Origin of the sequence: Magnetospirillum sp. (assembly GCA_027532905.1) — a bacterium.
Classification (GTDB): Bacteria; Pseudomonadota; Alphaproteobacteria; order CACIAM-22H2; family CACIAM-22H2; genus Tagaea.
Genome location: JAPZUA010000001.1, coordinates 1,537,693 through 1,563,411, shown reverse-complemented (window position 1 = coordinate 1,563,411; position 25,719 = coordinate 1,537,693). Strand labels below are relative to the sequence as shown.

Genomic DNA, 25,719 nt, shown 5'->3' with positions numbered 1-25,719 from the left:
TCGAACAGGCCCACTTCCAACAGGGGGCGACACTAGCGAGGCGGCGCCCGTTAATCCAGCCTCGGCGCAGGCTTTCGAACCGGGGCTTTATCTGGTCGGCACGCCGCTCGGCAATCTCGGCGACATGACGGTGCGCGGGCGCGAAGTCCTTGCCGCCGCAAGCCTTGTGGCGGCCGAAGATACGCGCGTGGCCCGCCGCCTGTTTTCGGCCCTAGGCTTGACTGCACCCAAGATTGTGCGCTTCGACCGCCAGGCAAGTGCCGCCACGGCCGCCTACATCGCCGGGCAGGCGCGTGGCCAAGTGCTGGCCTTCGTATCGGATGCCGGCATGCCCGGCATTGCCGATCCGGGGGCCGAGCTTGTGAAGGCGGCGCGCGGCGCCGGAATTCCGGTCACGGTCGTGCCCGGCCCATCGGCGATCGCGACGGCGATTGCGCTCTCGGGCCTGCCGGCCGAGCCGTTTTTGTTTCTGGGTTTTCTGCCGCCCAAGACCGGCCCGCGCGCGCGCCGCTTGGTCGAATTCCGCGATGTGGCCGCAAGCCTCGTGCTGTTCGAGGCCCCGCATCGCGCAGGCGAAACGTTGGCGGCCCTTGCCGAGATCTTGGGCCCGCGCCCGGCCGCCCTCGCGCGCGAGCTCACGAAACTGCACGAAGAATGCCGCATGGGCACGCTTGCCGAACTCGCAGCGCAATGCGAAGTCGATCCGCCGCGCGGCGAGATCGTGATCGTCGTCGGCCCGCCGCAAGCAGCGCGCGAAACTGCACTCGACGAAGCGTCCCTCGATGCGAAAATCACAGCCGCCCTTGCGATGTTGGGCGTGCGCGATGCCGCCGACCGCATTGCCGCCGAGCAGGGCCTGCCGCGCCGCCAAGTCTACGCGCGTGCTTTGGCGCTTGCGGGCAAGCGTAAGGCGTAACAATGCGCGAGCCTTCTCGCCGTCACATCGAGGCGCAACGTCGCGGACGGCTCGCCGAGACGATCGCGGCGTGGCGCTTGCGCCTCGCGGGCTGGCGCATCGTGGCGCACGATGTGCGCCTGCCCGCAGGCCAAATCGACCTCATCGCCAAGCGCGGCCGCGTGCTGGCTTTCGTCGAAGTCAAAGCGCGCGGCGCCTTCGACGATGCGGCCGAATCGCTACACCCTGCCCAAGCCATGCGCATCGCGCGCGCGGCCGAACAATTCTGCGCCAAGCGCCCGAATTTTGCCGCATTCGAACGGCGTTTCGACCTCGTCCTGGTTGCACCGGGACGGTGGCCGCGCCATATCCAAGATGCTTGGCACGACCGACGCTGAGCCCTAGATTCGGGGCACGCGCCGAGTCGCGAATTTCGACCGACAACAGGAGCGTTTCCTCATGCGCAAAGTTTCGATTCCCGTCGCCGCTGCGGTGCTGACGCTTGGCCTCGCCCTGCAGGGCTGCGTGGGCGTGGCCGTCGGCGGGGCGGCAACCGTCGGCTCGGCCGCGATGCAGGATCGCGGCGTTCGCGGGGCGGTCACCGACAATGCAATCGCGCTCGAGATCAACCATTACTGGTTCCAGAAGAGCGAGCGGCTGTTCGCGGCCGTGCAGACGCAGATCTACGAAGGCCGCGTGCTGGTCTCAGGGGCCGTCACCGACCCCGACATGCGCGCCGAGGCCATTCGCCTTGCCTGGCAGGCCAAGGGCGTGCGCGAAATCATCAACGAGATCGAGATCACCGACGAGGGCGGTCTCAAGGCCTACGCGAAGGATACGTGGGCGGCGGGCGAATTGCGTTCGCGCCTCCTGTTCGCGCGCGGCGTCAATTCGGCGAACTATTCGCTCGAGGTCGTGAACGGCACGGTCTATCTGCTCGGCGTATTCACCGACGCGGCCGAGCACGACCGCGTGCTCGGCATCGCGCGCAGCCAGTCGAGCATCCGCCGCGTCGTGAGCCACGTGATCGCGCGCGACGATCCGCGCCGCTTCCGCAGCCCGCCGGGCGAGGAGTCGGGGACGCGCTCTTGAACGGGATTGAGGCGGCGGCAGCTTCGCTGCGCGCGGCCGCCAAGCTCGGCAACGACGAGCTGCCGATCGGCGAAACCGCTTTGGCCTTGGCCGCCGCCGCACGCCCCGAACTCGATCTCGCGGCCTATCGCGCGCATCTGGCCGAGATCGCTTCTGCCGTCGGCGAAAGCCACCTTGGCCAGCCCGACACGGCGCTGGGGCGGTGCGAAGCGTTGCGCGCCGCTCTTGCCGACAAGCTCGGCTATCGCGGCGACCGTGACAGCTACGACGATCTGCAGAATGCCGATCTCGCCTGCGTGATCGAGCGGCGCCGCGGCCTGCCCGTGGCCCTTGCGATTTTGTGGATCCACGGTGCGCGCAGCCAGGGCTGGAACGCGGCGGGCCTTGCCTTCCCGAGCCATTTTTTGATCCGCATCGAAGCGCCCGACGGTCGCGCGATCGTCGATCCGTTCAATGGCGGGGCAGTGCTCGATACGGCCGAGCTGCGCAGCCTCTTGAAAAGCTTCGAAGGCCCCAAGGCCGAGCTCGAGAATCGCCACTATGCGAGCGTCAGCGACCGTGCGGTGCTGCTGCGCTTGCAGAACAACATCAAGCAGCGCCAGCTCAAGGCCGAAGCGTTCGAAGCGGCTTTGGCCACGCTCGAGCGCATGCTGATGCTGGCCCCCGAGGATCCGGCTTTGTGGCACGAAACCGGCCTCGTGCATGCAAGCCTCGACAATCTGCGCGCGGGCGTGATGTGTTTGGAACAAGCTTTGTCGCTGGTGGACGCGGGCGGCGCCAAGGCGCATCTTGCCGCCGCAATCCAGGCGCTCAAAAGCCGCCTGAACTGAAGGAAGAAGAAAGATGGGCTTTCGCGTCGCCGTCCAGATGGATCCAATCGCCGCAATCAATATCGACGGCGATTCGACGTTTGCGTTGATGCTGGAAGCGCAGCGGCGCGGCCACACGCTGTTCCACTACCATGTGCGCGATCTCTCGATGCGCGGCAAAGACAACATCACCGCCAAAGCCCATCCGGTGACGGTGCGGCGCGAGAAGGGCAACCATTATAGTTTCGCCCCCCGCGAGACGATCGACTTGGCCGCGTGCGACGTGGTGCTGATGCGCCAGGACCCGCCCTTCGACATGGCCTACATCACGGCAACGCACGTGCTTGAGCATATCCATCCGCGCACGCTCGTGGTCAACGATCCGGCCCATGTGCGCAACGCGCCCGAAAAACTGTTCGTGACCCACTTCCCGCAATTGATGCCGCCGACGCTGATCACGGCCGACACGGCCGAGATCGCCGCGTTCCGCGCCGAGTTCAAAGACATCATCGTGAAGCCGCTCTACGGCAACGGCGGGGCGGGCGTGTTCCGCATCAAACCCGACGACGAAAATTTGTCGTCGCTGATCGAGATGTTCACGTCGGCCAGCCGCGAGCCCTTGATGGTGCAGCGCTACGAGCCCGCCGTGCGCCAGGGCGACAAGCGCATCATCCTGGTCGACGGCAAAGCCGAGGGGGCCATCAACCGCGTGCCGGCGGCCGGCGAAGCGCGCGCCAACATGCATGTGGGCGGCAAGGCGATCAAAACCTCGCTCACCAAGCGCGAGCACGAAATCTGCGAAGCGATCGGCCCGGAGCTCAAAAAGCGCGGCCTCATCTTCGTGGGCATCGACGTGATCGGCGATTGGCTCACCGAGATCAACGTGACGTCGCCCACGGGCATCCAGGAAATCGCGCGCTTCGACGGCACGGATCTGGCCGCCAAAATCTGGGACGTGATCGAAGAGAAGCGCTAGACGAGCCCGCGCGCGGCGAGATACGCGCCGAGGGCGAGAAGGCCGATCAGGAACCAGCGGCGGAACGTCGCGGCCGGCATGCGATGGCGCAGTTTGGTGCCCAGTGCCATGCCGGCAAGGGCCGGCAGCACAGCCAGGCACGAGCCCAGCAACAGGTCGAGATCGTAGACATTGCCGCCCGCAAGGCTCACGCCCAGTGCGACGGTCGCGACCAGGAACGACAGGCCGAGGGCCTGGATCATGTCTTCTTTGTCGAGGCCCAGCGCCTGCAGATAGGGGACGGCCGGGATCGTGAAGATGCCCGTGGCGGCCGTGACCAGGCCGGTCAAGATTCCGACAATGGGTGCCGCCATCGCCTCGTGCCGTCCGGGTGCTGGCAGGCGGATATTGGCAAGCGCCAAGCCCGCATAGACGACCAAGGCGAGCCCGAGGGCCACGCGCGCGGCGCCGGCCTGCTCGCCCGCAAGCCAGCCCGACCCAAGCCACACGCCCACGCAGACGGCTGCCAGCATCGGCCAGAGGCGCCGCACGAGGCCGCGAAAATCGGGGCCCGCCCAAAGCTGCCAGATATTCGTCACCAGCGACGGCACGATCAGGATGGCCGCCGCTTGCGCGGGCAGCAGGGCCAAGCTCATGAGCCCCATCGCAATCGTCGGCAGGCCGAGCCCGACCACGCCTTTGACGAATCCGGCCAGCACGAAGGCGGCGGCGATACTTGCGATGAGGATGGGTTCGATCATGGCGGCGACATTGCCTGCGGCCCCGGCTTCGGCGCAATCTGGAATGCGTCAAGCGAGCCTTCGGATAGGCCGAAGGCACATACGCGAGGGAGGAAACGCAATGCGCTTCGATTTGGCCGATCTGCGCCTATTCGTGGCTGTGGCCGCGAGCGGCTCCATCACCAAGGGGGCGGCAAAGGCACATCTCGCACTCGCGTCCGCCAGTGCAAGGCTCGCCGCAATGGAAGAAGAAGCGGGCGTGGATCTGCTCGTGCGCGGCCGGCGCGGTGTGGCACCCACGGCCGCCGGCGAAGCGCTGCTCCATCATGCGCAAGCCGTGCTCGACCGTGCCCAGGCTTTGCGCGCGGCCCTTGGCGAATATGCCGACGGCTTCAGCGCCACGGTTCGCGTGGCGTGCAACACGGCCGCACTCACAGAGTTTCTGCCCCAGCATCTGGTGAAGTTCCTCGCCGCAAATCCGCGCATCGACGTGGAGATCGCCGAACAGCCGAGCTACGCGATCGCAACGTCGGTGGCGCAAGGGGCCGTCGATCTCGGCATCGCGGCCGATTCCGTGCCGCTCGGCGAACTTGCCGTGCGGCCCTTCGAAACCGATCGGCTGGTGGCGATCCTGCCGCCCGGCGACAGGCTGCGACATCGCAAATCTATCGCCTATGCCGAGATTGCCGCGCGCCCGTTCGTGGGCCTCAACGACGATGCGGCCTTGAGCCACTATATCGGCCAATACGTGGCGCGCGCCGGGCATCGGCCGCGTTTTCGCGTGCGCGTGCGCGATTTCGACGCCGTGTGCCGGCTTGTGGGGGCGGGCATTGGCGTGGCGATCGTGCCGATTACGGCCGCCATGCGCATGCGCCGGCAGACGCGCGTGGTACCCGTCGCACTCGAAGATGCGTGGATGCTGCGCCGCTTGGTTCTGTGCGCGCGGTCCTTCGAAACGCTGCCGTCCGCGGCGCGCAAACTGGCCGAGGCGCTTGCGCGTCGCAGCGCTTGAAGCGCTCCTTCAGCGCCCGGGCACGCGACCGAGATTCATGAACTGGGTTTCGCCCGATGTGCCCTGCACGCCGTCATTGTCGGTAACGGCGAACATCGTGCCGGCCCGATCGATGGCGAAGCCTTCCAGTTTCTCCAGCACCGTGCCGCGCGTCTTCGCAAGGTCGGGCACCATGTCGCGCAGCAGCGTCTTGGCCACAACCGGCACGCTTGCGGCACCGGGTGCAGCCGGCACGAGGCCGGCGACCGAGAAGCGGTAAAGCCGCTTGATCGCCGCATCGCCCCATTGGTTGTTGCGTTCGATGACGACGAAGGCATCCGTACCGTCGGCGGCGATCTCGGAGAGGCCCATCCAGCCGGCCGGCGTTTCGCCGAGCGGATAGTGCAGCACACCCCATTCCTGGGTCGCGGGCTTGAAGCGGAGGATCTTGGCGCGGCCCTTCGGGTCGTCCTTCCACTCGCGCTGGACCGCAATCCAGACGGTTTCGTCGGCACCGCGGCCGGTCGCCGTCACGCCCTCGAAACCGAAACGCAGCGCATGGCGCGTCAGCGCTTCGGGCAGCACGTATTCGGCTTCGATGTTTCCGTTCGCCGCAACGCGCAGCAACCGGTCCGGCAAAGCACCCTGCTGGCGCTCGGGATTGCCTTCCGAGGCGAGCCAGAACCCGCCGTCGGCGCGCGTGGCGATGCCCTCGATGTCGAGATCGGCGGCGGGCTTGCCGTCGCGCGACACCGTCGCGGCCGACACGATGCGGGCCGGCATGCGCGCAGCGTCGATCGTCAGAATCTGCGCCTCGCTGTAGAACGAGTCCGTCACGGCGTAGAGCCGCGCCGGCACCTGCGGATCGGCGGCCAGACCGGACAACGCGCCCCAGGGGAGCGGCACGCCGTTGGGCCCGTTGTCGGAGCGGATCGTCGGATACGTGGCCGTGCCCGGCGCTCGGCGATAGATCGTCAATGTCGAGCGCAAGCCGGTTGCCGGGTTGTCGGCCTCGGCGGCGGCGACAAAGAGGCCGCGCGCGGGGATCGCGAGCAGGCCTTCGGGTGCGACACCGGTGGGCAGCGCCTGCAGGAAGGTCGGCGCGCGGCCCGCACCTTCGTCGCGCCAGACCGTGACGAGCGAGGCGCGTTCCGAGCCGACGAAGATCAGCCGTTCGCCGTCGAATGTGGCGACTTCAACGCCTTCGGGTTCGTTGCCGCGATTGGCCGACCGCAGTTCGGGATAATGGCCCAACGCGATCGCCAGATGCTCGAGGAAATTGCCCGAGTCCCACTCGACCGTGCCGTCGCGCCGGAAGATCGTGAAACCGCGCGAGCCGTTGCGGTAGTCGCCCTCGTTCGCGGTAACGAAGCGCGTGTCGTCGAGCCATTTCACGGCATCGGACTCGCGCACGACATTCTCGAGGCGCTGCACGGGCCGGACAACCCCGTCGCGGGTCGCATCGACCTGCTCGAGCGTGACCGTTCCGGCCGAGAAATGCGCCACGACGCGCGCGCTTGCAATGTCGACGATCGCAATATGGTTGTTCTCCTGCAGCGTGACGACCGCCTCGCCGCGCGCATTCACATCGACGAATTCCGGTTCCGGATCCTCGGGCGCCACAGCCGCAAGCCCGGTCAGATCCACGCGGCGCAACGCCGCACAGTCGAGCCCGCCTGCCGCAAGCGGCAGAATCGTGAGATTGCCGGCGGGAAGCTGCGGGATGGCGCCGCGTTCGAGCCGCTCGTCGCGCTCGTTTTCGATGACCACCACGAGGAACCGGCCGTCGCGGCTGACGACGGTCGAGTCGGGCTGGCCGCCAAGGTCGCAACGCATCAGTTCGCGGCGCGCCGCAATATCGACGACGGCGACGTAGCCCGAGACTTCGCGCTTGTTGGGCGACGTATCGACGACCGTGTAGGCGCGCGCACCGCGCACGGCGACCGAGGTGAGTTCGCCCGCGAGCGGCAGGAAGCCTGCGGGGCGCGGTGCGGCCGGATCGGCGATATCGACGAAGCCGAGCCCGTTCTGCTCGCCGTCGACATAGACAAGCGTATTGCCGTCCTCGCTTGCGGCCACGATCTCGGCGATCGAGCGCTTCGTGCGGTCGCGATCGGGCGGCAGCATGCGCACCGCCTCGATGGTCGCAATACGGTCGAACATACGCGCTTCCTGGGCATGGGCGACGGCTGGCAGCAGAAGGGCAACGGCAAGGAGGGGCTTGAGGCGCATGGCGGATCCGGGTGTTTGAGCGCGCGACGAAACCGCCGCGTGGGGCGAACTTTATGCGCCGTTTGTGACGGGAAGATTACAAGGCGACCGGCGGTGCGAGCGTTGCGGCACCGCGTACAAGCGGTCCCGAAGCGCTTACGCGTCGCAGCGCTTGAAGCGGCCCATGTCGAGATGCAGATGCGTGGAATGTGCCGCATCGGATTTCGGCGTGAGCACCATATTGAAATGGCGGCACGCCCCTTGTGCGACCTCGCGCAAGAACGCCCCGCGGGGCCCGCGCTCGCCCCAATGCTGGCGCACGGAGATCGTGACACGGCCCGGCAATTCGAAACCGCCGATGTCGATCGCTTGGCCGAAGGCGTGCTCCGACAGGCGCGAGGGCCGACCCGTCTGGGGTTTGCACACGTAAGCCCCGAAATGGACGAGCAGCACCACGGGCCGGCCGAAATGGCGTTGTGCTGCCGGCTGCACCACCTCTTGTTCGAACGACGCGAGGGCAGCCGCAAGCGGGCAGCTCATCAAGGCCGAACGATTGAGCGGGATCGTCGCCTGTTCCAGCATCACGGCTTCGGCCACGCTGCATCCCTCGCGCGTCGGTGTGGTTGCGCGGCGCTCGTATTTGGCTTTGGCGGCATCGAGGGCTGCAAAACAAGCCTGCGGCGCGGGTGCAGCGGCGGGCGGCGGCGGCGCTTCGGGCACGGCAACGGGCGGGGTGCCGCGCGGCGCGCACGCCGCTAGACCCACAAGCAAGAGCACGATGGCAAAAGCGCGACTCGACACGCCGGGATTATAGGGGCCGCGTCTTCTTTCGTGAATCCGCGGCTTTGACGAGGGCCGCCGCCAGCAGCGAAAACTCCGCCTGACGCGCCGTACCTTTGCGCCAGACCAACCCCAGGTCGCGCGCCGGATCGTCCTCGACGTGCAACGCCACGAGGTCGGTTCCCCCAAGCAAGCCTGCATCGAGCGCCATTTGCGGCAGCAACGTGATGCCAAGCCCGTTGTCGACCATTTGGACGAGCGTGAACAACGACGTCGCTGCCATCGTGTCGGCGTCGGCCGAATCGCGCAGGCCGCACGCGGCAAGTGCATGTCGCTTCATGCAATGGCCGTCGGCCAGCAGCAGCAGTTTCCGTTTGCGGATTTCGGCCGTCGGCACAGTCTTGAATTTGGCAAGCGCGTCGTCGCGTCGCACGACCAGCCGAAACGCGTCGCGCCCGAGCGGAGCACCGGCATTGGGGCCGCAATCGCACGGCAAAGCGAGCAGCGCCACGTCGATGGCGCCGTTCGCGAGCTTTTCGACCAAGCGCGCGGTCAGATCCTCGACCAGAAACAGTTTGAGCTGCGGATAGGCCTTGCGCAGCGCGGGCAACGCCTTGGGCATCCAGAACGGGCTGACCGACGGGATCACGCCCAGCCGCAGTTCGCCCGTGAGCGGCGCGCGCGCCTGGTGCGCTTCGAGTGCCAGCTCCTCGGCGTCCGCCAGCAAGCGGCGCGCGCGCGCCAAGACGCGTTCGCCCAGCGGCGTGAGCAGGACCGAGCGCCGCGTGCGGTCGACGAGGGCAGCACCCAGAATCGCCTCGAGCTCCTGCAGGCTTGCGGACAAGGTCGATTGCGTGACGTTGGCGGCAGCCGCAGCACGCCCAAAATTGCGCGTGTCGGCCAGGGCCGCAAAATGGCGAAGCTGTTTGAGCGTTGGCAGATGAATCATCGTTTTTTCCGATTGAACTAACGAAATATATCAATTGGACCGATAAAGGGCAAGACCGCAGATTGCGCCTCGTTCCTGACCCCCGCTCTTCCGGAGAAAACACATGCTGACCATCGGCGACAAATTCCCCGCTTTCGACCTCAAGGCCGTCGTTTCGACCGATCCCAAAACCGCGTTCACGCAGATCGACAGCCAGTCGAACGCCGGCAAGTGGAAGATCGTCTTCTTCTGGCCCAAGGACTTCACGTTCGTCTGCCCGACCGAGATCGCCGCTTTCGGCAAGCTCAACGGCGACTTCCAGGATCGCGACGCGGTCGTCTACGGCGTTTCGACCGACAGCGAGTTCGTGCATTTGGCCTGGCGCCAGAACCATGCCGATCTGAAGACGCTGCCCTTCGCGATGCTCGCCGACATCAAGCGCGAATTGTCGACGGCCTTGGGCGTGCTCGACAAGAACGAAGGGGTGGCGATGCGCGCGACCTTTGTTGTCGACCCCGAAGGCATCATCCGCTTCGTGTCGGTCAACGATCTTTCGGTCGGCCGCAACCCGGCGGAAGTGCTGCGCGTACTCGACGCGCTGCAGACCGACGAGCTGTGCCCGTGCAACTGGCAGAAGGGCGACGACGTCCTGAAGGCCGCCTAACCCTGCGCGAAGCTGGAGAACTGCCATGTCTCTCGAAAACTTGAAAGCCGCACTGCCGGACTACGCCAAGGACCTCAAGCTCAATCTCGGGTCGCTCGACTCGGAAGCAGCGCTCAGCCCCGAACAGCGCGCGATGCTGTTCGTGGCGAGTGCGCTCGCCGTGCGCCAGCCGGTGCTGCGCGATGCGGTGCTGGCGCATTATGCGCCTGCGCTCAGCGCCGAGCAGATGGGTGCCGCCAAGATTGCGGTCGCGATCATGGGCATGAACAATGTCTATTATCGCTTCACGCATCTGGTGTCCGCACCCGACTACGCGACGATGCCGGCCCGCCTGCGCATGAACGCAATGGCGAAACCCGGCATCCCGGCGGCGGAGTTCGAGCTGCTGAGCCTGGCCGTGTCGGCGATCAACGGCTGCGGGATGTGCATGGACAGCCACGAAAAGCAGCTGCGCCAGCACGGAACCGAACCGGCGGCGATCCAAGCGGCGGTGCGCATCGCCGCGACGATCCATGCGATCGGCGTGGTGCTCGACGCCGAGGCGGGACCGGCCGCAAGCGGCATCGCCGAAGCAGCCTGACGACCGCACCCCCTTCCCCGACGCATCTGCCGGGGAAGGGGGTTGCCCCGTGCGACGTGGAATTGTAGGAAGGTTCTTCCGCAATTCCACGCTTGGACAATTCCCGATGGTTGCGCGCGTCGCTACGGTCGCCTTCAACGGCATCGAGACGATTCCGGTCGACGTGCAGGTCCAGGTCGCGTCGGGGGCACCTGCCTTTGCCGTCGTGGGCTTGCCCGACAATGCGGTCAAAGAAAGCAAAGAGCGCGTGCGTGCGGCCTTGGCAGCGATCGGCCTGTCGCTGCCGGGGCGGCGCATCACGGTCAATCTTGCCCCCGCCGATCTGGCCAAAGAGGGGGCGCATTTCGATCTGCCGATCGCCCTTGGCCTGCTCGTGGCGATGGGCGTGGTGCCGGGCGAGCTTGTCGAACGCTATGTGGTGCTGGGCGAGCTCACGCTCGATGCACGCATCTTGGCCGTTCCCGGCGTTCTGCTCGCCGCGATGGCCGCGAACGCGCAAACGCGCGGCCTCGTGTGCCCCGAGGCGTGCGGCGGCGAAGCGGCCTGGGCGGGCGATTCGCGCAGCTTCGAGATCGTCGCAGCACCCACGTTGCTGGCGCTGCTCAACCATTTCAAGGGAGCGCAGTTGCTCGCCGTCCCGCAGCCGCGCCTCGCATTGGCACAAACGAGCGGCTACGACCTCAAAGACGTGAAAGGCCAGGAGACGGCCAAACGCGCGCTCGAAGTGACGGCCGCCGGCGGCCACAATCTGCTGATGGTGGGCCCGCCCGGTGCGGGCAAATCGATGCTCGCCCGCTGTCTGCCGGGCCTGCTGCCCGAATTGAGCTCGCAAGAAGCGCTCGAAGTATCGATGGTGCAGTCGGTTGCAGGCCTCATCGAAGGCGGGCGCATCAGCCGCCAGCGCCCCTATCGCGATCCGCACCACACGGCGAGCCAAGTGGCGCTGATCGGCGGCGGACCGCGCGCCAAACCCGGCGAAGTGAGCTTGGCGCATCTGGGCGTGCTGTTTTTGGACGAATTGCCGGAGTTCCAACGCAGCGCCCTCGAAGCCTTGCGCCAGCCGCTCGAAACTGGGCGCGCGGTCGTCGCACGCGCAGCAGCACATGTGAGCTATCCCGCGCGCGTGCAGCTCGTGGCGGCGATGAACCCGTGCCGCTGCGGCTATCTCGACGATCCGGGCCAAGCCTGCGGACGCGCGCCCAAATGCGCTGTCGAATACCAAACCAAAATCTCAGGGCCCTTGTTCGACCGCATCGACCTGCACGTCGATGTGCCGCCCGTACGCGCGGGCGATTTGTCGCTGCCGCCACCGGCCGAAGGTTCGGCCGATGTCGCCAAACGCGTGGCTGCCGCGCGCGACCGCCAGCGCGCGCGTTTTCAATCATTGCCGCCGACCAACCGCCCGCGCAGCAACGCCGAGCTCGACGGCCAAGCGCTCGAAGCCCTCGCCGCCCCCGAGCCAGCGGGCCGCAAACTGCTCGACGACGCGGCCGAGCGCATGAAGCTCTCGGCGCGCGGCTATCACCGCGTGATGCGCGTGGCGCGCACGCTTGCGGACCTCCAGGCGATCGAAATTCCCACCCGCGCGCATATCGCCGAAGCGCTGGGCTATCGCCGCGTGCAGCTGGCGCGGTAGGGGCAGCTTTAGTTTAAGTGATACCAGATTCGTATTTGAATGCAGCCGTGACCGTGTTAATATCCTAGATAGGATTGCAGTTGTTTAAGCGATTTGTGCTGTTTGAAAAGTGAATATTGGGGTGCGGCACGCGACAGGCCGAGAATCCGCGCGAACTGCGCTACGTTTTCAGTAAAAACAATGGCTTAAACGCAAAAACGTCGCGCCTAGGTCGCGTCCATGTCGCATGGACGTCGCGCGTATGTCGCGTCTATGTCGCGTCTATGTCGCGCAGGGTTAACGACGGGCGGGCGCAGCACGTCAGGACAAAAATCAGCTCGATTTGCCGATCATGCGGCCGAGCTTGGCGCCGCCGAATATGTGGAAATGCAGATGCGGTACGTCCTGGTGGCCGTTGACGCCGCAATTGGTGAGCACACGATAGCCGTCGGCGGCGATGCCCAGCAGTCGGGCGACGTCGCCGACCGCTTTGAGAAAGCCCGCCTGCATTTCGGCCGGGGCGTTGGCGGTGAAATCGTCCATCGACACGTACGGACCCTTCGGGATCACCAGCACATGGACGGGCGCTTGCGGGGCGATGTCGTGGAAGGCCAGCACGAATTCGTTTTCGTAGACCTTCTTGCACGGGATCTCGTCGCGCAGGATGCGGGCAAACACGTTGTTGGGATCGTAGGCCATCGCGCAAGGTCCCGTGGTTCAGGAATCCGACTTGGCCGGGTCGCGCGCCGCTTTTTCGGCAATGCCGGAAAAGCCTTCGCGGCGCGCAAGCTCGGTCCACACTTCGGCCGGCACTACCTTCATGTCGGCCCACAGCACCAGCAGATGGTACATGAGGTCGGCGCTCTCCTCGATCAGCCGTTTGCGGTTGTCGCGCACGGCTTCGATGACCACTTCGACCGCTTCCTCGCCGACCTTCTGGGCGATCTTCTTGGTGCCCTTCTGGAACAGCTTGGCGGTGTGCGAGGTGGCGGGATCGGCATAGCGCCGCTCTTCGATCGTCTGGAACAGGCGTTCGAGAACGGCGTCGGTCGAAGCTGGTTTGGCGTCGTCGATCATGGCGCCGAGTCTGGCAGAGCCTTGCCCGCTTGGAAAGGGCGAACCGCAATGCCCGCCGCCGCCAGATGGGCCTTCACCTGGCCCACGCTGAACGTGCCGAAATGGAACACCGAGGCAGCAAGGACGGCGGCCGCATGGCCGTCGCGAATGCCGGCGGCAAAATGCGCGAGCGTGCCCACGCCACCGGAGGCGATAACCGGGATGGTTACAGCATCGGCCACGGCGCGCGTGAGTTCGATGTCGAAACCGGCCTTGGTGCCATCGCGATCCATCGACGTCAGCAGGATCTCGCCGGCACCGAGTTCGGCCATGCGGCGGGCCCAGGCCACGGCCTCGAGGCCCGTCGCGTTGCGCCCGCCATGGGTGAAGACTTCGAACCGGTCGGGGCCGACGCGTTTTGCGTCGACCGCCACGGTCACGCATTGGCTGCCGAATTTCTCGGCCGCCTCGCACACAAACTCGGGCCGCGTGACGGCCGCCGTGTTGATCGAAGCTTTGTCCGCACCCGCCAGCAAGAGTTTGCGGATGTCGTCCACGGTGCGCACGCCGCCGCCGACGGTGAGCGGCATAAAGCAGCGCGCAGCCGTTCGCGCCACGACGTCGTAGATGGTCTCGCGGTTTTCGTGGCTTGCGGTGATGTCGAGGAAACAGAGTTCGTCGGCCCCGGCCGCATCATAGGCGGCGGCGGCTTCGACCGGGTCGCCCGCGTCGATCAGATCGACGAAATTGACGCCCTTGACCACGCGGCCGTCTTTGACGTCGAGACACGGGATGATGCGGACTTTCAGCATCACGCCTCCAAAAGCCGAATGGCTTCGGCCAAATCGATGCGGCCGTCATAAAGGGCGCGGCCCGAAATCACACCGGCAATGCCGTCGGCCGCGCGGGCCTTCAAGGCCGCAAGGTCGGCAAGCGAAGAAACGCCGCCCGAGGCGACGACCGGGATGGGCACGGCGCGGGCCAAGGCGGCCGTCGCTTCGACATTCGGGCCTTGCATCGCACCGTCGCGATCGATGTCGGTATAGACGATCGCGGCCACCCCGGCATCGACGAAACGGCGGGCCAAATCGAGCGCCGTGACGTCCGAGGTTTCGGCCCAGCCTTCGACAGCAACCCGCCCGTCGCGCGCATCGATGCCGACCACGATGCGGCCCGGCCAATCCTTGCACGCTTGTTTGACGAGGCCCGGATCGCGCAAAGCAATCGTACCGAGGATCACGCGGGCAATGCCGGCCTCGAGCCAAGTGCGTATATGGGCAGCCGTGCGAATCCCGCCGCCGAGCTGGACGGGCACCTTCACGCGTTTGAGGATCGCTTCGACGGCCGCCCCGTTTTTGGATTGGCCGGCAAACGCCCCGTCGAGATCGACGAGATGCAGCCAGCGGCAGCCGGCCTCTTCGAACGAAGCGGCCTGGGCGGCGGGATCAGTGTTGAACACGGTCGCTTGGTCCATCTCGCCACGCAGCAAGCGAACGCAAGCGCCCTCTTTGAGGTCGATGGCCGGGAACAGGATCATGGCCGCCACGCCAAAAAGTTGGCGATCAGCTGCAGCCCTACCGCCTGGCTCTTTTCGGGGTGGAATTGCGAACCGGCGATATTGTCCTTCGCCACCAGCGCCACGATCGGGCCGCCGTAATCGGCGGTTGCAACCACGCAAGCCCGGTCCAGCGGCTCGAAACAGTAGCTGTTGGCGAAATAGACGTGTGGGTCGGCCGGCCAATCTTTGACCAGCGGATGCGACTTGCAGGAAAGACCATTCCAACCAAGCTGCGGCAACTTCAGATTTGGATCCGCCGGGGTCATGCGGCGCACATCGCCCGCAATCCAGCCGAGGCCAGCATGAGTCCCGTGTTCGAAGCCTTGCGTCGCAAAAAGCTGCATGCCCACGCAAATGCCGAACAGCGGCACGGCGCGGCGATGCACAGCATCTTCGAGCGCTTCTACCATGCCGGGTACGGCGCGAAGGCCCGAAGCGCAATCGCCGAAAGCCCCCTGGCCGGGGACCACGATGCGGTCGGCGTTGCGCACGATTTCGGGGTCGGAGGTGACGTCCACCGTCGCGGCCGATCCGGCGACATGGCCAAAGGCCTTGGCGGCGGAGCGCAGATTGCCCGCCCCGTAATCGACGATCGCGATTTTCATGGCGTGGCGCGGTGGCGCTGGAACCAATCTCGCTCGGCTTCGGCAAGGTTGCGCCCGCTGGCAAGCCCGTGTTCGGGCATGCCGCGGCGCTCGAGCTTCTTGCGCAGAAGCTCCGGACCCTCGAAGCCGATCAGCAGCGAGATCGCAAGGCCGAAGGCCGCATCGGCGGCCGGATCGAGCACGAAATATTCGCCGACGACGGCCAGAGCCGCCAGGGCTGCCACCAGCATCAGGGCAGCAAACCACAGGCGATGGTAGAGGGCCCAGAACGGGCCGAATACGAAGGCGGCCCAGCTGAATCCGTCTTTGACAAAGCGCGCATCGCGGTCGGGACCGGTCCCGAACGGCGAAAAATGCACGGTGTAGAATTTGGCCGCCATGGCGCGTCAGGCCGAGCCGCTGCCGAGCACGCCCTTCGTCGAGGGCACGGCATCGGCCTTGCGCGGATCGATCGCGATCGCAGTGCGCAAGGCGCGGGCCAGCGCCTTGAAGCAGGATTCGACGATGTGGTGGTTGTTTTCGCCGTAGAGATTTTCGACGTGCAGCGTGAGACCGGCCGCTTGCGCGAAGGCCTGGAACCATTCCTTGAACAGTTCGGTGTCCATGTCGCCGAGCTTGGGGCGCGAGAAGGCGACCTTCCAGATCAGGTAGGGCCGGTTCGAGGCGTCGAGGGCAACGCGGGTCAGCGTCTCGTCCATCGGGATCGTCGCTTCGCCGTAGCGCACGATGCCGGTGCGGGCACCCAAGGCCTTCGCCACCGCCTCGCCCAGCACGATGCCGCAATCTTCGGTCGTGTGGTGGAAATCGATGTGCAAATCGCCCTTGGCGCGCAGCTTGATGTCGATCAGCGAATGGCGCGAGAGCTGCTCGACCATGTGGTCGAGAAAGCCGATGCCGGTCGCAACGTCGTACACACCCGACCCGTCCAGATCGACCGTGGTTTCGATCTGGGTTTCCTTGGTGGTGCGGCTGGCGCTGGCGCGGCGGGGGGCGGGCGATTTGTTCGGCATAGCGCCCTGGTTTTAGCAGAGCCTGCATGCGGGAGGCCACAATTAACCGGCGCTTGATCCCGAGCGCCAATCTGCCTAGATCGATGGCTGGAACGACGGCAAAGGCAGACGCGGATGGATCAGAACAAGCCCGAACTTTGGCACGGCACGACGATCCTGGCCGTGCGCCGGGCCGGCCGCGTGGTCATTGCCGGCGACGGCCAGGTGAGCCTCGGCGCCACCGTGATCAAGTCGAACGCGCGCAAGGTGCGGCGCATCGGCCCCGGCAATGTAATCGCAGGTTTCGCCGGGGCCACGGCCGATGCGTTCACGCTGTTCGAGCGGCTCGAAGCCAAGCTCGAAAAACATCCGGGCCAACTCACGCGGGCTTGCGTCGAGCTCGCCAAAGACTGGCGCACCGACCGTTATCTGCGCCGCCTCGAAGCCATGATGGCTGTGGCCGACGCCTCCGTGAGCCTCGTGCTGACAGGTACCGGCGACGTGCTCGAGCCCGAAGACGGGCTCATCGGCATTGGATCGGGCGGGTCCTATGCGCTGTCGGCCGCGCGCGCCCTTGTTGGGGCAACCGAGCTTTCGGCGCGCGAAATCGCCGAGCGCAGCTTGCGCATCGCCGCTGAAATCTGCGTCTACACCAACGGCAACCTCACGATCGAAGAGCTATGACCCAAACCGCCTTCTCGCCGCGCGAAATCGTCTCCGAACTCGATCGCTACATTGTCGGTCAAGACGCCGCCAAGCGCGCCGTCGCGGTTGCCTTGCGCAATCGCTGGCGCCGGCTGCAGCTCGCCCCCGAACTTCGCGACGAGGTGCTGCCCAAAAACATTCTGATGATCGGGCCCACCGGCTGCGGCAAGACCGAGATCGCGCGGCGTTTGGCCAAGCTTGCGCAAGCGCCGTTCATAAAGGTCGAGGCGACCAAGTTCACGGAAGTGGGCTATGTCGGCCGCGATGTGGAGCAGATCGTTCGCGATCTGCTCGAAATTGCGATCCAGATGACGCGCGAGCGCCTGCGCAAAGAAGTCGAAGCGCGCGCCGAGCTTGCGGCCGAAGAGCGCGTTCTCGAAGCGCTCGTCGGCAGTTCCGCTTCCGCCGACACCAAGCAGAAATTCCGCAAAATGCTGCGCGAAGGCCAACTCGCCGACCGCGAAATCGAACTGCAAGTCGCCGACAATTCCGCGATGCAGATGCCGATGGTCGATCTGCCCGGCATGCAAGGCGGCCAGATGGGCATGCTCAATCTCAACGACATGCTGTCCAAGGCCTTCGGCGGGCGCAGCAAGCCGCGTCGCATGAAAGTCGGCGAAAGCCACGACATTCTGCTGCAGGAAGAGGCCGACAAGCTCCTCGACCAGGATCGCGTACTGAAGGAAGCCAAGCTCGCGGTCGAGCAGAACGGCATCGTGTTCATCGACGAGATCGACAAGATCTGCGGCCGCGGCGAGCGCACGGGCGGGGCGGATGTAAGCCGCGAAGGCGTGCAGCGCGATCTTTTGCCCCTGATCGAAGGCACCACGGTTTCGACCAAACATGGGCCGATCAAGACCGATCATGTGTTGTTCGTGGCGTCGGGGGCGTTCCATGTCGCCAAACCGTCGGAGCTGCTGCCCGAACTGCAGGGCCGCTTGCCGATCCGCGTCGAGCTCAAGGGTCTCGAAAAGGGCGACTTCATCCGCATCCTGACCGAGCCCGAGAACAGCCTGATCAAGCAATACGTCGCACTGCTGAAAACCGAGAACGTCGCCCTGTCGTTCGGCGAAGACGCCATCGACGCGATCGCCGACCTCGCAGCCGAGGTTAATCGCGGCGTGGAAAACATCGGCGCGCGGCGGCTTCACACGATCCTCGAACGGCTGCTCGAAGAGATCAGCTTTTCGGCCTCGGACCGCGGCGGCGAAGCGATCGCGATCGACGCGGCTTACGTCCGCGAAAAAATCGCCGACCTCGCCAAGAACGCCGACCTGTCGAAGTTTATCTTGTAGAGGGCGTGTTCGCTTTTTTGAGCTGGTCGTAAATCAGCCCACCCGCGGCGCCTACGCCGGCGCCGATCAATGCGCCTGTGCCGGCCGAAACACCGTTCGGCAGCAGACCGAACGCACCGCCGACCGCGGCACCCACGCCGGCACCGACGAGCACACGCTCTTGGGTTTTGCTCAAATTTATATCACGCAGGCTCGAACAGCCCGACAGCGCCAAAGCGGCCACGAGGGCGGCTGAAATTGTCATAATTCTCATGACGATCTCTCCTTCTGGCGGCGATTTTAGCGCGCAGATTTGGTTCTGCGAACAGATAAATGCGCGGTTTTGAGCCGTTCCAGGAGGTCGGCAACGTCCGCCTCCTCGAGATCGCCGATCGAAACCGCGAGCCGGTTGGCAAGCTCGGTGCGGGCCGCATCGAGGCCGCTTGTGTCGACCGTGACCTTGGGATGCGACAGGCCGACGAGCCGGTGCATCTCCTCGAAATCGTCCCAGATCAGGCCGAAATATTCGCAGATCTGCACGACGAGGGCCGGCGACGGCAGACCGCGATGGCCGTGTTCGAGGGCGGAGAGATAGGCCTGGCTGATATCGAGTGTGCCCGCCATCTGCTTCAGCGTGAGGCCGCGCGCACGGCGAAGGCTGCGCACCTTGGCGCCGAACGGCGTCATCGGTTGCGGCGCAAAAGCACGTAGAGCGCACCCGCCCCGCCATGCGGCAGACGGGCTTGCGCTTGGCGCAGAATACGCCCGCCACAGGGGCCGAGCCGCAGCCAATCGGGCACATGGCGGCGCAAAACGCCGTCGCCGTCTTTGCCCTTGCCGGTCACGATCAGCAGCATGCGTGCGCCGCTTGCGACCGCATCGGCCATAAAACGATCGAGCGCTTGATGGGCGCGCATCTCGGTTAGCCCATGCAAATCAATGGCGCGGTCGATCGGCAATTCGCCGCGCTCGAAGCGCCGCGCGGTGTTGCGATCGAGACCCGGATTGGGGGCCGATTTCGGCGGCGGGACCGGAGCGGGGCGCGTGAAAAACAACGGTGCTGCATCGGCCGCAGCGAAGAGAGGCGCTTTGGCCACGACGGCAGCAACGGCTGGCGAAAAGCGCTTGGGCGGCGCTTTACGCAGCGGGACGACGTCGCGCATCGCCAAGTCGAAGAGATGGGCGTCGGGAAGGGTCCTGCGCGCCATCGTCGTCGCTTTACATTTTGATCGCGAATTCGCGCTTGGTGTCGGCGTCGACGATCAGATTGTCGCGGCCAAGCTCGGTTGCGTTGCGCTTTCCACAAAAGGCCATCGTGATGTCGAGCTCTTTGCGGATGATCTCGAGCGCTTTGGTCACGCCTTCCTCACCCATCGCACCAAGGCCATAGAGGAACGCGCGGCCGATATAGGTGCTCTTCGCACCAAGCGACAGCGCCTTCAGCACATCTTGGCCCGAGCGAATGCCGCCGTCGAAATGCACCTCGATCTTGTCGCCGACCGCGTCGACGATGGGGGCAAGCTTGGCGATCGACGACAAGGCGCCGTCGAGCTGGCGCCCGCCGTGGTTCGATACGATCAGCGCATCGGCCCCCGACTGGGCGGCGAGAAGCGCATCTTCCTCGTCGAGAATACCCTTCAGGATCAGCTTGCCGCCCCACAGATCCTTGATCCATTTGACGTCGTCCCACGACAGGCGCGGATCGAATTGCTGGGCGGTCCAGGCCGACAGCGACGACATGTCGTCGACCCCCGTCACATGGCCCACGATGTTGCCGAAGCCGCGGCGCTGCGTGCCGAGCATGCTGAGGCACCAGGCGGGCTTCGTCATCATGTCGAGAATGTTGGGCAGGGTCAGTTTCGGCGGTGCGGTGAGGCCGTTTTTGATGTCCTTGTGGCGCTGCCCGAGGATCTGCAGATCAAGCGTGAGCACGAGGGCCGAGCATTTGGCGTCTTGCGCGCGCTTGATCAGGCGCTTGATGAAATCGCGGTCGCGCAGCACATAGAGCTGGAACCAAAACGGCTTGTTCGTGTTTGTAGCCACGTCTTCGATCGAGCAAATGCTCATCGTCGAAAGCGTGAAGGGCACGCCGAACGCGGCGGCAGCGCGCGCCGCCAGAATTTCGCCGTCGGCATGCTGCATGCCGGTCAAGCCCGTCGGCGCCAAGGCGACCGGCATGGCGGCGTCGATGCCGACCATTTTGGTCGCAAGCGAACGGCCTTCCATGTTGACGGCCACGCGCTGGCGCAGGCGGATATTTTCGAAGTCGCTCGTGTTGGCGCGGTAGGTCTGCTCGGTCCAGGAGCCCGAATCCGCATAATCGTAGAACATGCGCGGCACGCGGCGCTTCGCCATCAGTCGCAGATCTTCGATGCTTGTTACGGCAGCCATGGATGCGGTCCCTCTCCCCAATGAAAGCGCAATGTGCCCGCTCAAGCGGCCAGAATCCAGGCCCGAAACGCGGCCGCGCGCGGATCTTCGGGCAGACTCTTGGGCCCGACGACCCAATAAGCGTGGCGCGACGGCAATTCGATGTCGAACAATTTGACGAGGCGACCGGCCGCCAGATCGTCTTCCAGCGGCACGCTGCGCCCGATCGCAACCCCCTGGCCAAGGCGGGCAGCCGCATAGAGCAGGCCTGAGTCCGAGAAACCGGGCCCGCGATCGGCAAGCGCTTTTCCCAAGCCCAGCAAAGCGAGCCACGGCGCCCATGCCAGACGCGGTTCGCTGCTGCCAAGGGCCACATCGTGTAGCAAGGTCGCGCGGCGCAGATCGGCAGGTTTGCGCAAGCCGGGCTTGCCGTAGACAAGGCCGGGGCTCGCGCACATGAAGATTGTCTCGCTTGCGAGCCGGTCGGCGCGCGCATTGGCGGGCGGGGCGACGGCGTAGCGCACGGCGATATCGACCGCATCGCGCGCGAAGTCGACGAGCCGAATTTCGGGGCGCAGTACCACATCAATTTCAGGATAGAGCGCATGGAATTTCGGCAAGCGCGGCAAGAGCCAGTTCAGCGCAAAACTCGGCAGTGTGCTGACCGTCAAACGCCCGCCGCGCGGGCGCGCGCGAAGCGTTCGCGTTGCGGCAACGAGTGTCGCAAAGCCGGCCTCGAGCCCGGGCAGATAGGCTTGGCCCGCATCGGTGAGGGCGAGCCCGCGCGCCAGACGCCGGAACAACGGCAGCCCCAGCTGCTGTTCGAGGCTCGCGACTTGCTGGCTCACGGCCGCGGGTGTGACTCCAAGCTCGCGCGCGGCAGCGGCAAAACCGCCGGTGCGGGCGGCGGCTTCAAAGGCACGCAGAGCGTTCAAGGGCGGCAGCGGGCGGACCATATGGCTTAGTATAGCTAAGCCTAGCGTTCGGAAAACTGGTTTGCGCAAACACAGCACTTGCGCGAGAAAAGATCGGCAAACAGGAGGCAGGCATGGAACTCACGCTCTACGACACCCCCTATTCCGGCAATTCCTACAAATGCCGCCTGATGCTGCACAAGCGCGGCTTGGCCTATCGGCGCATCACGGTCGACATCGACAAGGGCGAAAGCCGCACGCCGGAATTTCTGGCGCTGAACCCGAACGGGCGCGTACCGCTGCTCGTGCTGCCGGACGGCACGGCACTCGCCGAATCGAACGCGATCCTGGCGTGGCTGGCACGCGGCACCGCGTATCTGCCCGACGAACCGGTCGCGTTTGCGCAAACGCTGCAATGGCTGTTCTTCGAGCAATACAGTCACGAGCCCAATATTGCGACCGTGCGCTATTGGCTCACGCACAATGTCGAGATCACGCTCTATCGCGAGCTTGCGATCGCACACAAGCGCGAGCAGGGGGTGGCAGCCCTGCAGGTGATGGAAACGCATCTGCAAACGCACACATTTTTTGTCGGCACAGCGCCGACCATCGCCGACATCGCCCTTTACGCCTACACGCATGTCGCCGAAGAGGGCGGCTTTTCGCTTGAGCCCTATCCGCAGATAAGGGACTGGCTTGCGCGCGTGGCGGAAGATGCCCCGCATATTCCGATCGATGCTTGAGGGTGGCGAGGCTTAGCCTTACCAAGCCTCAGCTTGTGCGCAGGCGCCGCTCGGCAACGCTGCGCGGCAGCAGGATCCATGCACGCCCGGTCGAGCGCATGCGCCCGGCCTGCTCGGCCGCAAGTTCGCCCGCGCCCCAGAACACGTCGCCGCGCACGGGCCCGCGAATGGCGCCGCCCGTGTCTTGCGCCATCAACAGACGGCGGACGCGGCGCGCGGCGTCGAGAGGGTCATCGGCATCCAGAAAAATCGGCACGCCCATCGGCAGGAACGTGCGATCGACGGCAAGCGAACGGCCCGGGGTGAGGGCAACGCCCTCGCTGCCGAGCGGCCCTTCGCCCTCGATCGTTCGGAAAAACACGTAGGACGGGTTGGCGTTGCGCAATTCGGCCGCTTGCGCCGGGTTCGCGGCAAGCCACGCGCGGATCGACTGCATCGAAACGTTTTCGCGCGCCATCAAGCCGCGTTCGATCAGCACACGGCCGATCGGCACGTAAGGATGGCCGTTCTGGGCAGCAAAACCGACGCGCACGACGCGCCCACCGTCGAGCCGCACGCGGCCCGAGCCTTGGACCTCGAGGAAAAACGCATCGTCGGCACTGTCGACCCACAGGATCGGCCGCGCGCGATTGCCAAGCGACCCGCCAACGATGGCAGCGCGCGGCTCGTAGGGCCGCAAGACGCCGCCCTCGACACGGCCTGCCAGACGCTGACCGCGCAGCTCTTCACGGAACGCGCCAAGATCGATCGTGACGAGATCGTCGGGCCGGCCCAACAACGGCACCGTATGGCGTTGCGTGCGCACAAGGCTGCCGCGCAGCTCGGGCTCGTAATAGCCCGTGAACAGGCCCTCGCGCACGTCGTTGTTCGAGAGCGCAAACGGCATGAATTCGCGCTCGAAGAATGCCCGCGCCATCGCGGGCGAAAGCGACGGCAGGGCCGCACAGGCAGCACGCCAATCGGCAACCTGGCCGCCCAGCGCATCCGGCCCCACGGTCTGCGTATCGGCAAGACGGGAAAGGCGTGCACAGGTGCGTACGAACGCCGGCAACACCTCTTCCACACGGTCGGCATTCCAGCCCGGCAGATCGGCAAAGCGAGCCTGCGAAAGCACCAAGCGCGGTGTGGGCTGTTCCGGCGCTGGGGCTGCCGGTGCAGGTGCCGGCGCGCGTACGACAGGCGTGGGCGCGGCGGCACAGCCCGCGAGCAAAAGCGCAAACAGGAAGGCGGCCGCACGCATCGCCGGTAGGCGGTTTAAGCGGCGTCCTCGGTGCGGATAAGCAGCCAATTGGGATCGCGGCTGCGCGTGTCGCGCGCGAAGGTCCAAAGGTCGGTAAGCTTCGTCACGCTTGCCGCCTCGCCGTCGATCGCTTGGCCTTCGGCATCGCGCAGCACATTGACCTGTTCGGTCACGAACTTGACTGTGACTTCGGCGAAGCGGCCGGCCATGCGCAAACCTGCGATGTCGGCACTCTGGATGCCGACCAACGTCGTCTCGAGCGTCTGTTTGGCGGTTTGGCGGCTCTGGATGGCACCGGCAAAGCCCGAATAGACGTCCGGTGCCAGCAGGGGCTTCAGCGTCTGCGTATCGCCTTGGGCGTAGGACATCAAGATCATCTCGAACGCACCGCGTGCGCCCTCGACGAATTCGGCCGGCACGAAGCTCGGGTCGGCGCGGCGGATCTCTTCAAGCCCGAGCTGCAGGGCCGGGTCGTTCAGAACGATCTTGGCAGGCGCTTCCGGGGGACGAGCGGCACCCGGGAACGGCGTGACATTGTCGGGGATCTGCTCGGCGCGCTCGGTCGTCAAATCGGCCGGGCGCTCAGGCGGGCGCCGGTTCCAGCGCTCGGCATCCTCGGCCCCCGTGCGTTTGCCCAAAATGCTGCGCAAGCGCAGCACCAGGAAGGCCGCAACCGCTGCAAAGAGCAAAATGTCCATAATTGCCATCGTGTCCATCCAAATCGGCGTATTTGCCGTCGTTTTTGCCGCACGTTTTTGCGGGCGCATTAGCAAGTGCGTTTGCAGGTGCGACAACAATAAATAAGGGCGCGAGAGCACAGGAACAAGCGCCTTGGCCGGGATTCTTGCATTCGGGCGGCTAAAGCGCCATTTTCCAGCTCGAAATGCTGCTCGTGCGCCATGGCCAGTCCGAATTCAACGCGGTTTACGCGCGAACCCGCGTCGATCCCGGCATTCCGGACCCGAAATTGACCGACGAGGGCCGCCGCCAGGCGCTCGAGGCTGCGGCCAAGCTCGCGGCGCACGGCGTGACGCGCATGTTGGCCAGTCCCTACACACGCGCCATCGAAACCGCCGAGATCATCGCGCGCAGCCTTGGCGTGGGCGTCGGCATCGAACCGTTGGTCCGCGAGCGGGCGGCCTTCCATTGCGACATCGGCACACCGCGCGAAACGCTCAAAAGCCGCTTTCCGGCGCTCGATTTTGCGCATCTCGAGGATCCATGGTGGCACGACCATGTGACACTCGGCTTCGACGAAAGCGAGGCCCAGATCCATGATCGCGGGCGGCTTTTCCGCAGCCGGGCAGCCCTGCTGCCGGACCGCGACACGGTTGCGGTTGTCACACATTGGGGTTTCATTCGCGCCGTGACCGGCATCGAGGCCAAAAACGCCGAGATTTTGCGTTTGAGCTTTGCCGAGAACTGAGCAGGGGGATTGAGCAAGAGGCGGACTTCATGTTACGCGCCTGTCTCGTTTTCCTCCGACCGGAGCTCGCCTTCCCATGACAAATCCCGCCGCCCCCGCCGAAGGCCCGGTTTTCGCGGTCCTGACCCAGTATCTGAAGGATCTGTCGTTCGAGAGCCCGCGCGCTCCTGATATCTTCCTCGCACAAGACAAAAACCCGCAAGTGACCGCCGACGTCAAAGTCGAAGCGCGTCCGCTGGGCCAGGACGTGTACGAGGTCGAGCTTTCGATTGAGGCGAAGGCCATGACCGGCGAAGAGCCGGTTTTTGTGATTGAGTGCCTTTACGCCGGGGTGTTCCAGCTTTCGGGCCTCGGCCAAGATCATCTCGGGCCATTCTTGATGATCGAATGCCCGCGCATGCTGTTCCCGTTTGCGCGCAACATCGTGGCGGATTCGACGCGCGAAGGCGGTTTCCCGCCGCTGCTGCTACAGCCGGTGGATTTCGTCGAACTCTACCGCAAGCGCATTGCCGCCCAAGAACCGCCGCCGGCCCCGTCGGCGCAGGGGCCGACGTCGAAAATCATTCTGCCGAACTAAGA

General features: G+C 65.5%; 32 protein-coding genes. 14 read left to right on the top strand and 18 right to left on the bottom strand.

The genetic code is table 11. The features are described from left to right. The first annotated feature begins 91 nt into the window (after positions 1-91). The 5 genes from rsmI to gshB all read left to right on the top strand — a co-directional run bounded on the left by rsmI (position 92) and on the right by gshB (position 3,772). Positions 92-916, top strand: coding sequence for a 16S rRNA (cytidine(1402)-2'-O)-methyltransferase (rsmI, locus tag O9320_07625; protein ID MCZ8310707.1), 825 nt, complete (start codon positions 92-94; stop codon positions 914-916). A gap of 2 nt (positions 917-918) precedes the next feature. Beyond that, on the top strand, positions 919-1,293 hold the full coding sequence (locus O9320_07620; GenBank protein MCZ8310706.1) for a YraN family protein: 375 nt from the start codon (positions 919-921) through the stop codon (positions 1,291-1,293). A gap of 61 nt (positions 1,294-1,354) precedes the next feature. Beyond that, positions 1,355-1,987, top strand: a complete 633-nt coding sequence (locus O9320_07615) for a BON domain-containing protein (protein MCZ8310705.1) — start codon at positions 1,355-1,357, stop codon at positions 1,985-1,987. Beyond that, a complete protein-coding gene (locus O9320_07610; GenBank protein MCZ8310704.1) occupies positions 1,984-2,817 on the top strand; it encodes a transglutaminase-like domain-containing protein in 834 nt (277 codons plus the stop codon). Before O9320_07615 ends, O9320_07610 begins: the two co-directional genes overlap by 4 nt. Positions 2,818-2,830: 13 nt before the next feature. Continuing rightward, positions 2,831-3,772 (top strand): glutathione synthase, encoded by a 942-nt coding sequence (gshB, locus tag O9320_07605; protein ID MCZ8310703.1) that lies wholly within the window; start codon positions 2,831-2,833, stop codon positions 3,770-3,772. Here gshB and O9320_07600 read toward each other — a convergent pair. Further along, positions 3,769-4,512: a sulfite exporter TauE/SafE family protein gene (locus O9320_07600; GenBank protein MCZ8310702.1), complete on the bottom strand. Its 744-nt coding sequence runs from the start codon at positions 4,510-4,512 to the stop codon at positions 3,769-3,771. The two genes, gshB and O9320_07600, sit on opposite strands and share 4 nt — an antisense overlap. Positions 4,513-4,612: 100 nt before the next feature. Here O9320_07600 and O9320_07595 point away from each other — a divergent pair, with 100 nt between their 5' ends. Further along, entirely contained in the window at positions 4,613-5,503 is an 891-nt protein-coding gene (locus tag O9320_07595) for a LysR substrate-binding domain-containing protein (protein MCZ8310701.1), read from the top strand. Positions 5,504-5,512: 9 nt separating this feature from the next. On the opposite strand, the gene O9320_07590 is transcribed toward O9320_07595, so the two are convergent. From O9320_07590 to O9320_07580, 3 genes are all read right to left on the bottom strand, one after another. Beyond that, positions 5,513-7,714 (bottom strand): esterase-like activity of phytase family protein, encoded by a 2,202-nt coding sequence (locus O9320_07590; protein MCZ8310700.1) that lies wholly within the window; start codon positions 7,712-7,714, stop codon positions 5,513-5,515. Positions 7,715-7,849: 135 nt separating this feature from the next. After that, on the bottom strand, positions 7,850-8,494 hold the full coding sequence (locus O9320_07585) for an extensin family protein (GenBank protein ID MCZ8310699.1): 645 nt from the start codon (positions 8,492-8,494) through the stop codon (positions 7,850-7,852). A 7-nt stretch (positions 8,495-8,501) separates the two neighbouring features. Then, positions 8,502-9,422: a LysR substrate-binding domain-containing protein gene (locus O9320_07580; protein ID MCZ8310698.1), complete on the bottom strand. Its 921-nt coding sequence runs from the start codon at positions 9,420-9,422 to the stop codon at positions 8,502-8,504. Positions 9,423-9,525: 103 nt separating this feature from the next. Here O9320_07580 and O9320_07575 point away from each other — a divergent pair, with 103 nt between their 5' ends. The 3 genes from O9320_07575 to O9320_07565 all read left to right on the top strand — a co-directional run bounded on the left by O9320_07575 (position 9,526) and on the right by O9320_07565 (position 12,281). Continuing rightward, entirely contained in the window at positions 9,526-10,065 is a 540-nt protein-coding gene (locus tag O9320_07575; GenBank protein ID MCZ8310697.1) for a peroxiredoxin, read from the top strand. Between the two features lie 25 nt (positions 10,066-10,090). After that, positions 10,091-10,645, top strand: coding sequence for a carboxymuconolactone decarboxylase family protein (locus O9320_07570; GenBank protein ID MCZ8310696.1), 555 nt, complete (start codon positions 10,091-10,093; stop codon positions 10,643-10,645). A 106-nt stretch (positions 10,646-10,751) separates the two neighbouring features. Beyond that, positions 10,752-12,281: a YifB family Mg chelatase-like AAA ATPase gene (locus O9320_07565; GenBank protein ID MCZ8310695.1), complete on the top strand. Its 1,530-nt coding sequence runs from the start codon at positions 10,752-10,754 to the stop codon at positions 12,279-12,281. A gap of 312 nt (positions 12,282-12,593) precedes the next feature. Here the strand turns inward: O9320_07565 and O9320_07560 are convergent, their stop codons facing one another. Genes O9320_07560 through hisB form a run of 7 tightly spaced genes read right to left on the bottom strand, consistent with a single transcriptional unit; the run spans position 12,594 to position 16,489 of the window. Beyond that, positions 12,594-12,959 (bottom strand): histidine triad nucleotide-binding protein, encoded by a 366-nt coding sequence (locus O9320_07560; protein ID MCZ8310694.1) that lies wholly within the window; start codon positions 12,957-12,959, stop codon positions 12,594-12,596. Between the two features lie 18 nt (positions 12,960-12,977). After that, complete coding sequence (locus O9320_07555; protein MCZ8310693.1) at positions 12,978-13,337, bottom strand: phosphoribosyl-ATP diphosphatase; 360 nt, start codon at positions 13,335-13,337, stop codon at positions 12,978-12,980. Next, positions 13,334-14,128: an imidazole glycerol phosphate synthase subunit HisF gene (gene hisF / locus O9320_07550; GenBank protein ID MCZ8310692.1), complete on the bottom strand. Its 795-nt coding sequence runs from the start codon at positions 14,126-14,128 to the stop codon at positions 13,334-13,336. The genes O9320_07555 and hisF overlap by 4 nt, the downstream gene beginning before the upstream one ends. Further along, positions 14,128-14,853 carry a 1-(5-phosphoribosyl)-5-[(5-phosphoribosylamino)methylideneamino]imidazole-4-carboxamide isomerase gene (gene hisA / locus O9320_07545; protein MCZ8310691.1) on the bottom strand — a complete coding sequence of 242 codons (726 nt, stop codon included), beginning with the start codon at positions 14,851-14,853 and terminating at the stop codon, positions 14,128-14,130. Before hisA ends, hisF begins: the two co-directional genes overlap by 1 nt. Then, complete coding sequence (gene hisH / locus O9320_07540) at positions 14,850-15,479, bottom strand: imidazole glycerol phosphate synthase subunit HisH (GenBank protein MCZ8310690.1); 630 nt, start codon at positions 15,477-15,479, stop codon at positions 14,850-14,852. Before hisH ends, hisA begins: the two co-directional genes overlap by 4 nt. Beyond that, positions 15,476-15,859, bottom strand: a complete 384-nt coding sequence (locus tag O9320_07535) for a DUF2628 domain-containing protein (GenBank protein ID MCZ8310689.1) — start codon at positions 15,857-15,859, stop codon at positions 15,476-15,478. Before O9320_07535 ends, hisH begins: the two co-directional genes overlap by 4 nt. A gap of 6 nt (positions 15,860-15,865) precedes the next feature. Next, positions 15,866-16,489, bottom strand: coding sequence for an imidazoleglycerol-phosphate dehydratase HisB (hisB, locus tag O9320_07530; GenBank protein MCZ8310688.1), 624 nt, complete (start codon positions 16,487-16,489; stop codon positions 15,866-15,868). A gap of 114 nt (positions 16,490-16,603) precedes the next feature. On the opposite strand from hisB, the gene hslV reads away from it, so the two are divergent. Then, the gene (hslV, locus tag O9320_07525) at positions 16,604-17,152 is read left to right on the top strand and encodes an ATP-dependent protease subunit HslV (protein ID MCZ8310687.1); all 549 of its coding nucleotides are present in this window, start codon (positions 16,604-16,606) and stop codon (positions 17,150-17,152) included. Next, complete coding sequence (hslU, locus tag O9320_07520; GenBank protein ID MCZ8310686.1) at positions 17,149-18,468, top strand: ATP-dependent protease ATPase subunit HslU; 1,320 nt, start codon at positions 17,149-17,151, stop codon at positions 18,466-18,468. The genes hslV and hslU overlap by 4 nt, the downstream gene beginning before the upstream one ends. On the opposite strand, the gene O9320_07515 is transcribed toward hslU, so the two are convergent. From O9320_07515 to gcvA, 5 genes are read right to left on the bottom strand one after another with little or no spacing between them, the layout of a single operon-like run. Continuing rightward, positions 18,458-18,721, bottom strand: coding sequence for a YMGG-like glycine zipper-containing protein (locus O9320_07515; protein ID MCZ8310685.1), 264 nt, complete (start codon positions 18,719-18,721; stop codon positions 18,458-18,460). The genes hslU and O9320_07515 overlap by 11 nt on opposite strands. Before the next feature lie 26 nt (positions 18,722-18,747). Beyond that, the gene (locus O9320_07510) at positions 18,748-19,134 is read right to left on the bottom strand and encodes a helix-turn-helix domain-containing protein (protein MCZ8310684.1); all 387 of its coding nucleotides are present in this window, start codon (positions 19,132-19,134) and stop codon (positions 18,748-18,750) included. Then, entirely contained in the window at positions 19,131-19,655 is a 525-nt protein-coding gene (locus O9320_07505) for a Smr/MutS family protein (protein ID MCZ8310683.1), read from the bottom strand. Before O9320_07505 ends, O9320_07510 begins: the two co-directional genes overlap by 4 nt. Positions 19,656-19,665: 10 nt before the next feature. Then, positions 19,666-20,838: an alpha-hydroxy acid oxidase gene (locus O9320_07500; GenBank protein ID MCZ8310682.1), complete on the bottom strand. Its 1,173-nt coding sequence runs from the start codon at positions 20,836-20,838 to the stop codon at positions 19,666-19,668. Between the two features lie 41 nt (positions 20,839-20,879). After that, complete coding sequence (gene gcvA / locus O9320_07495; GenBank protein MCZ8310681.1) at positions 20,880-21,773, bottom strand: transcriptional regulator GcvA; 894 nt, start codon at positions 21,771-21,773, stop codon at positions 20,880-20,882. A gap of 92 nt (positions 21,774-21,865) precedes the next feature. On the opposite strand from gcvA, the gene O9320_07490 reads away from it, so the two are divergent. Further along, entirely contained in the window at positions 21,866-22,474 is a 609-nt protein-coding gene (locus O9320_07490; protein MCZ8310680.1) for a glutathione S-transferase family protein, read from the top strand. 28 nt (positions 22,475-22,502) lie between these two features. On the opposite strand, the gene O9320_07485 is transcribed toward O9320_07490, so the two are convergent. Both O9320_07485 and O9320_07480 read right to left on the bottom strand, forming a co-directional pair. Continuing rightward, positions 22,503-23,714: a murein transglycosylase A gene (locus O9320_07485; protein ID MCZ8310679.1), complete on the bottom strand. Its 1,212-nt coding sequence runs from the start codon at positions 23,712-23,714 to the stop codon at positions 22,503-22,505. Positions 23,715-23,728: 14 nt separating this feature from the next. Beyond that, positions 23,729-24,412 carry a Tim44/TimA family putative adaptor protein gene (locus O9320_07480; GenBank protein MCZ8310678.1) on the bottom strand — a complete coding sequence of 228 codons (684 nt, stop codon included), beginning with the start codon at positions 24,410-24,412 and terminating at the stop codon, positions 23,729-23,731. 185 nt (positions 24,413-24,597) lie between these two features. On the opposite strand from O9320_07480, the gene O9320_07475 reads away from it, so the two are divergent. After that, positions 24,598-25,140: a phosphoglycerate mutase family protein gene (locus O9320_07475; GenBank protein ID MCZ8310677.1), complete on the top strand. Its 543-nt coding sequence runs from the start codon at positions 24,598-24,600 to the stop codon at positions 25,138-25,140. A gap of 76 nt (positions 25,141-25,216) precedes the next feature. After that, a complete protein-coding gene (gene secB / locus O9320_07470; protein MCZ8310676.1) occupies positions 25,217-25,717 on the top strand; it encodes a protein-export chaperone SecB in 501 nt (166 codons plus the stop codon). The last annotated feature ends 2 nt before the right edge of the window (positions 25,718-25,719 follow it).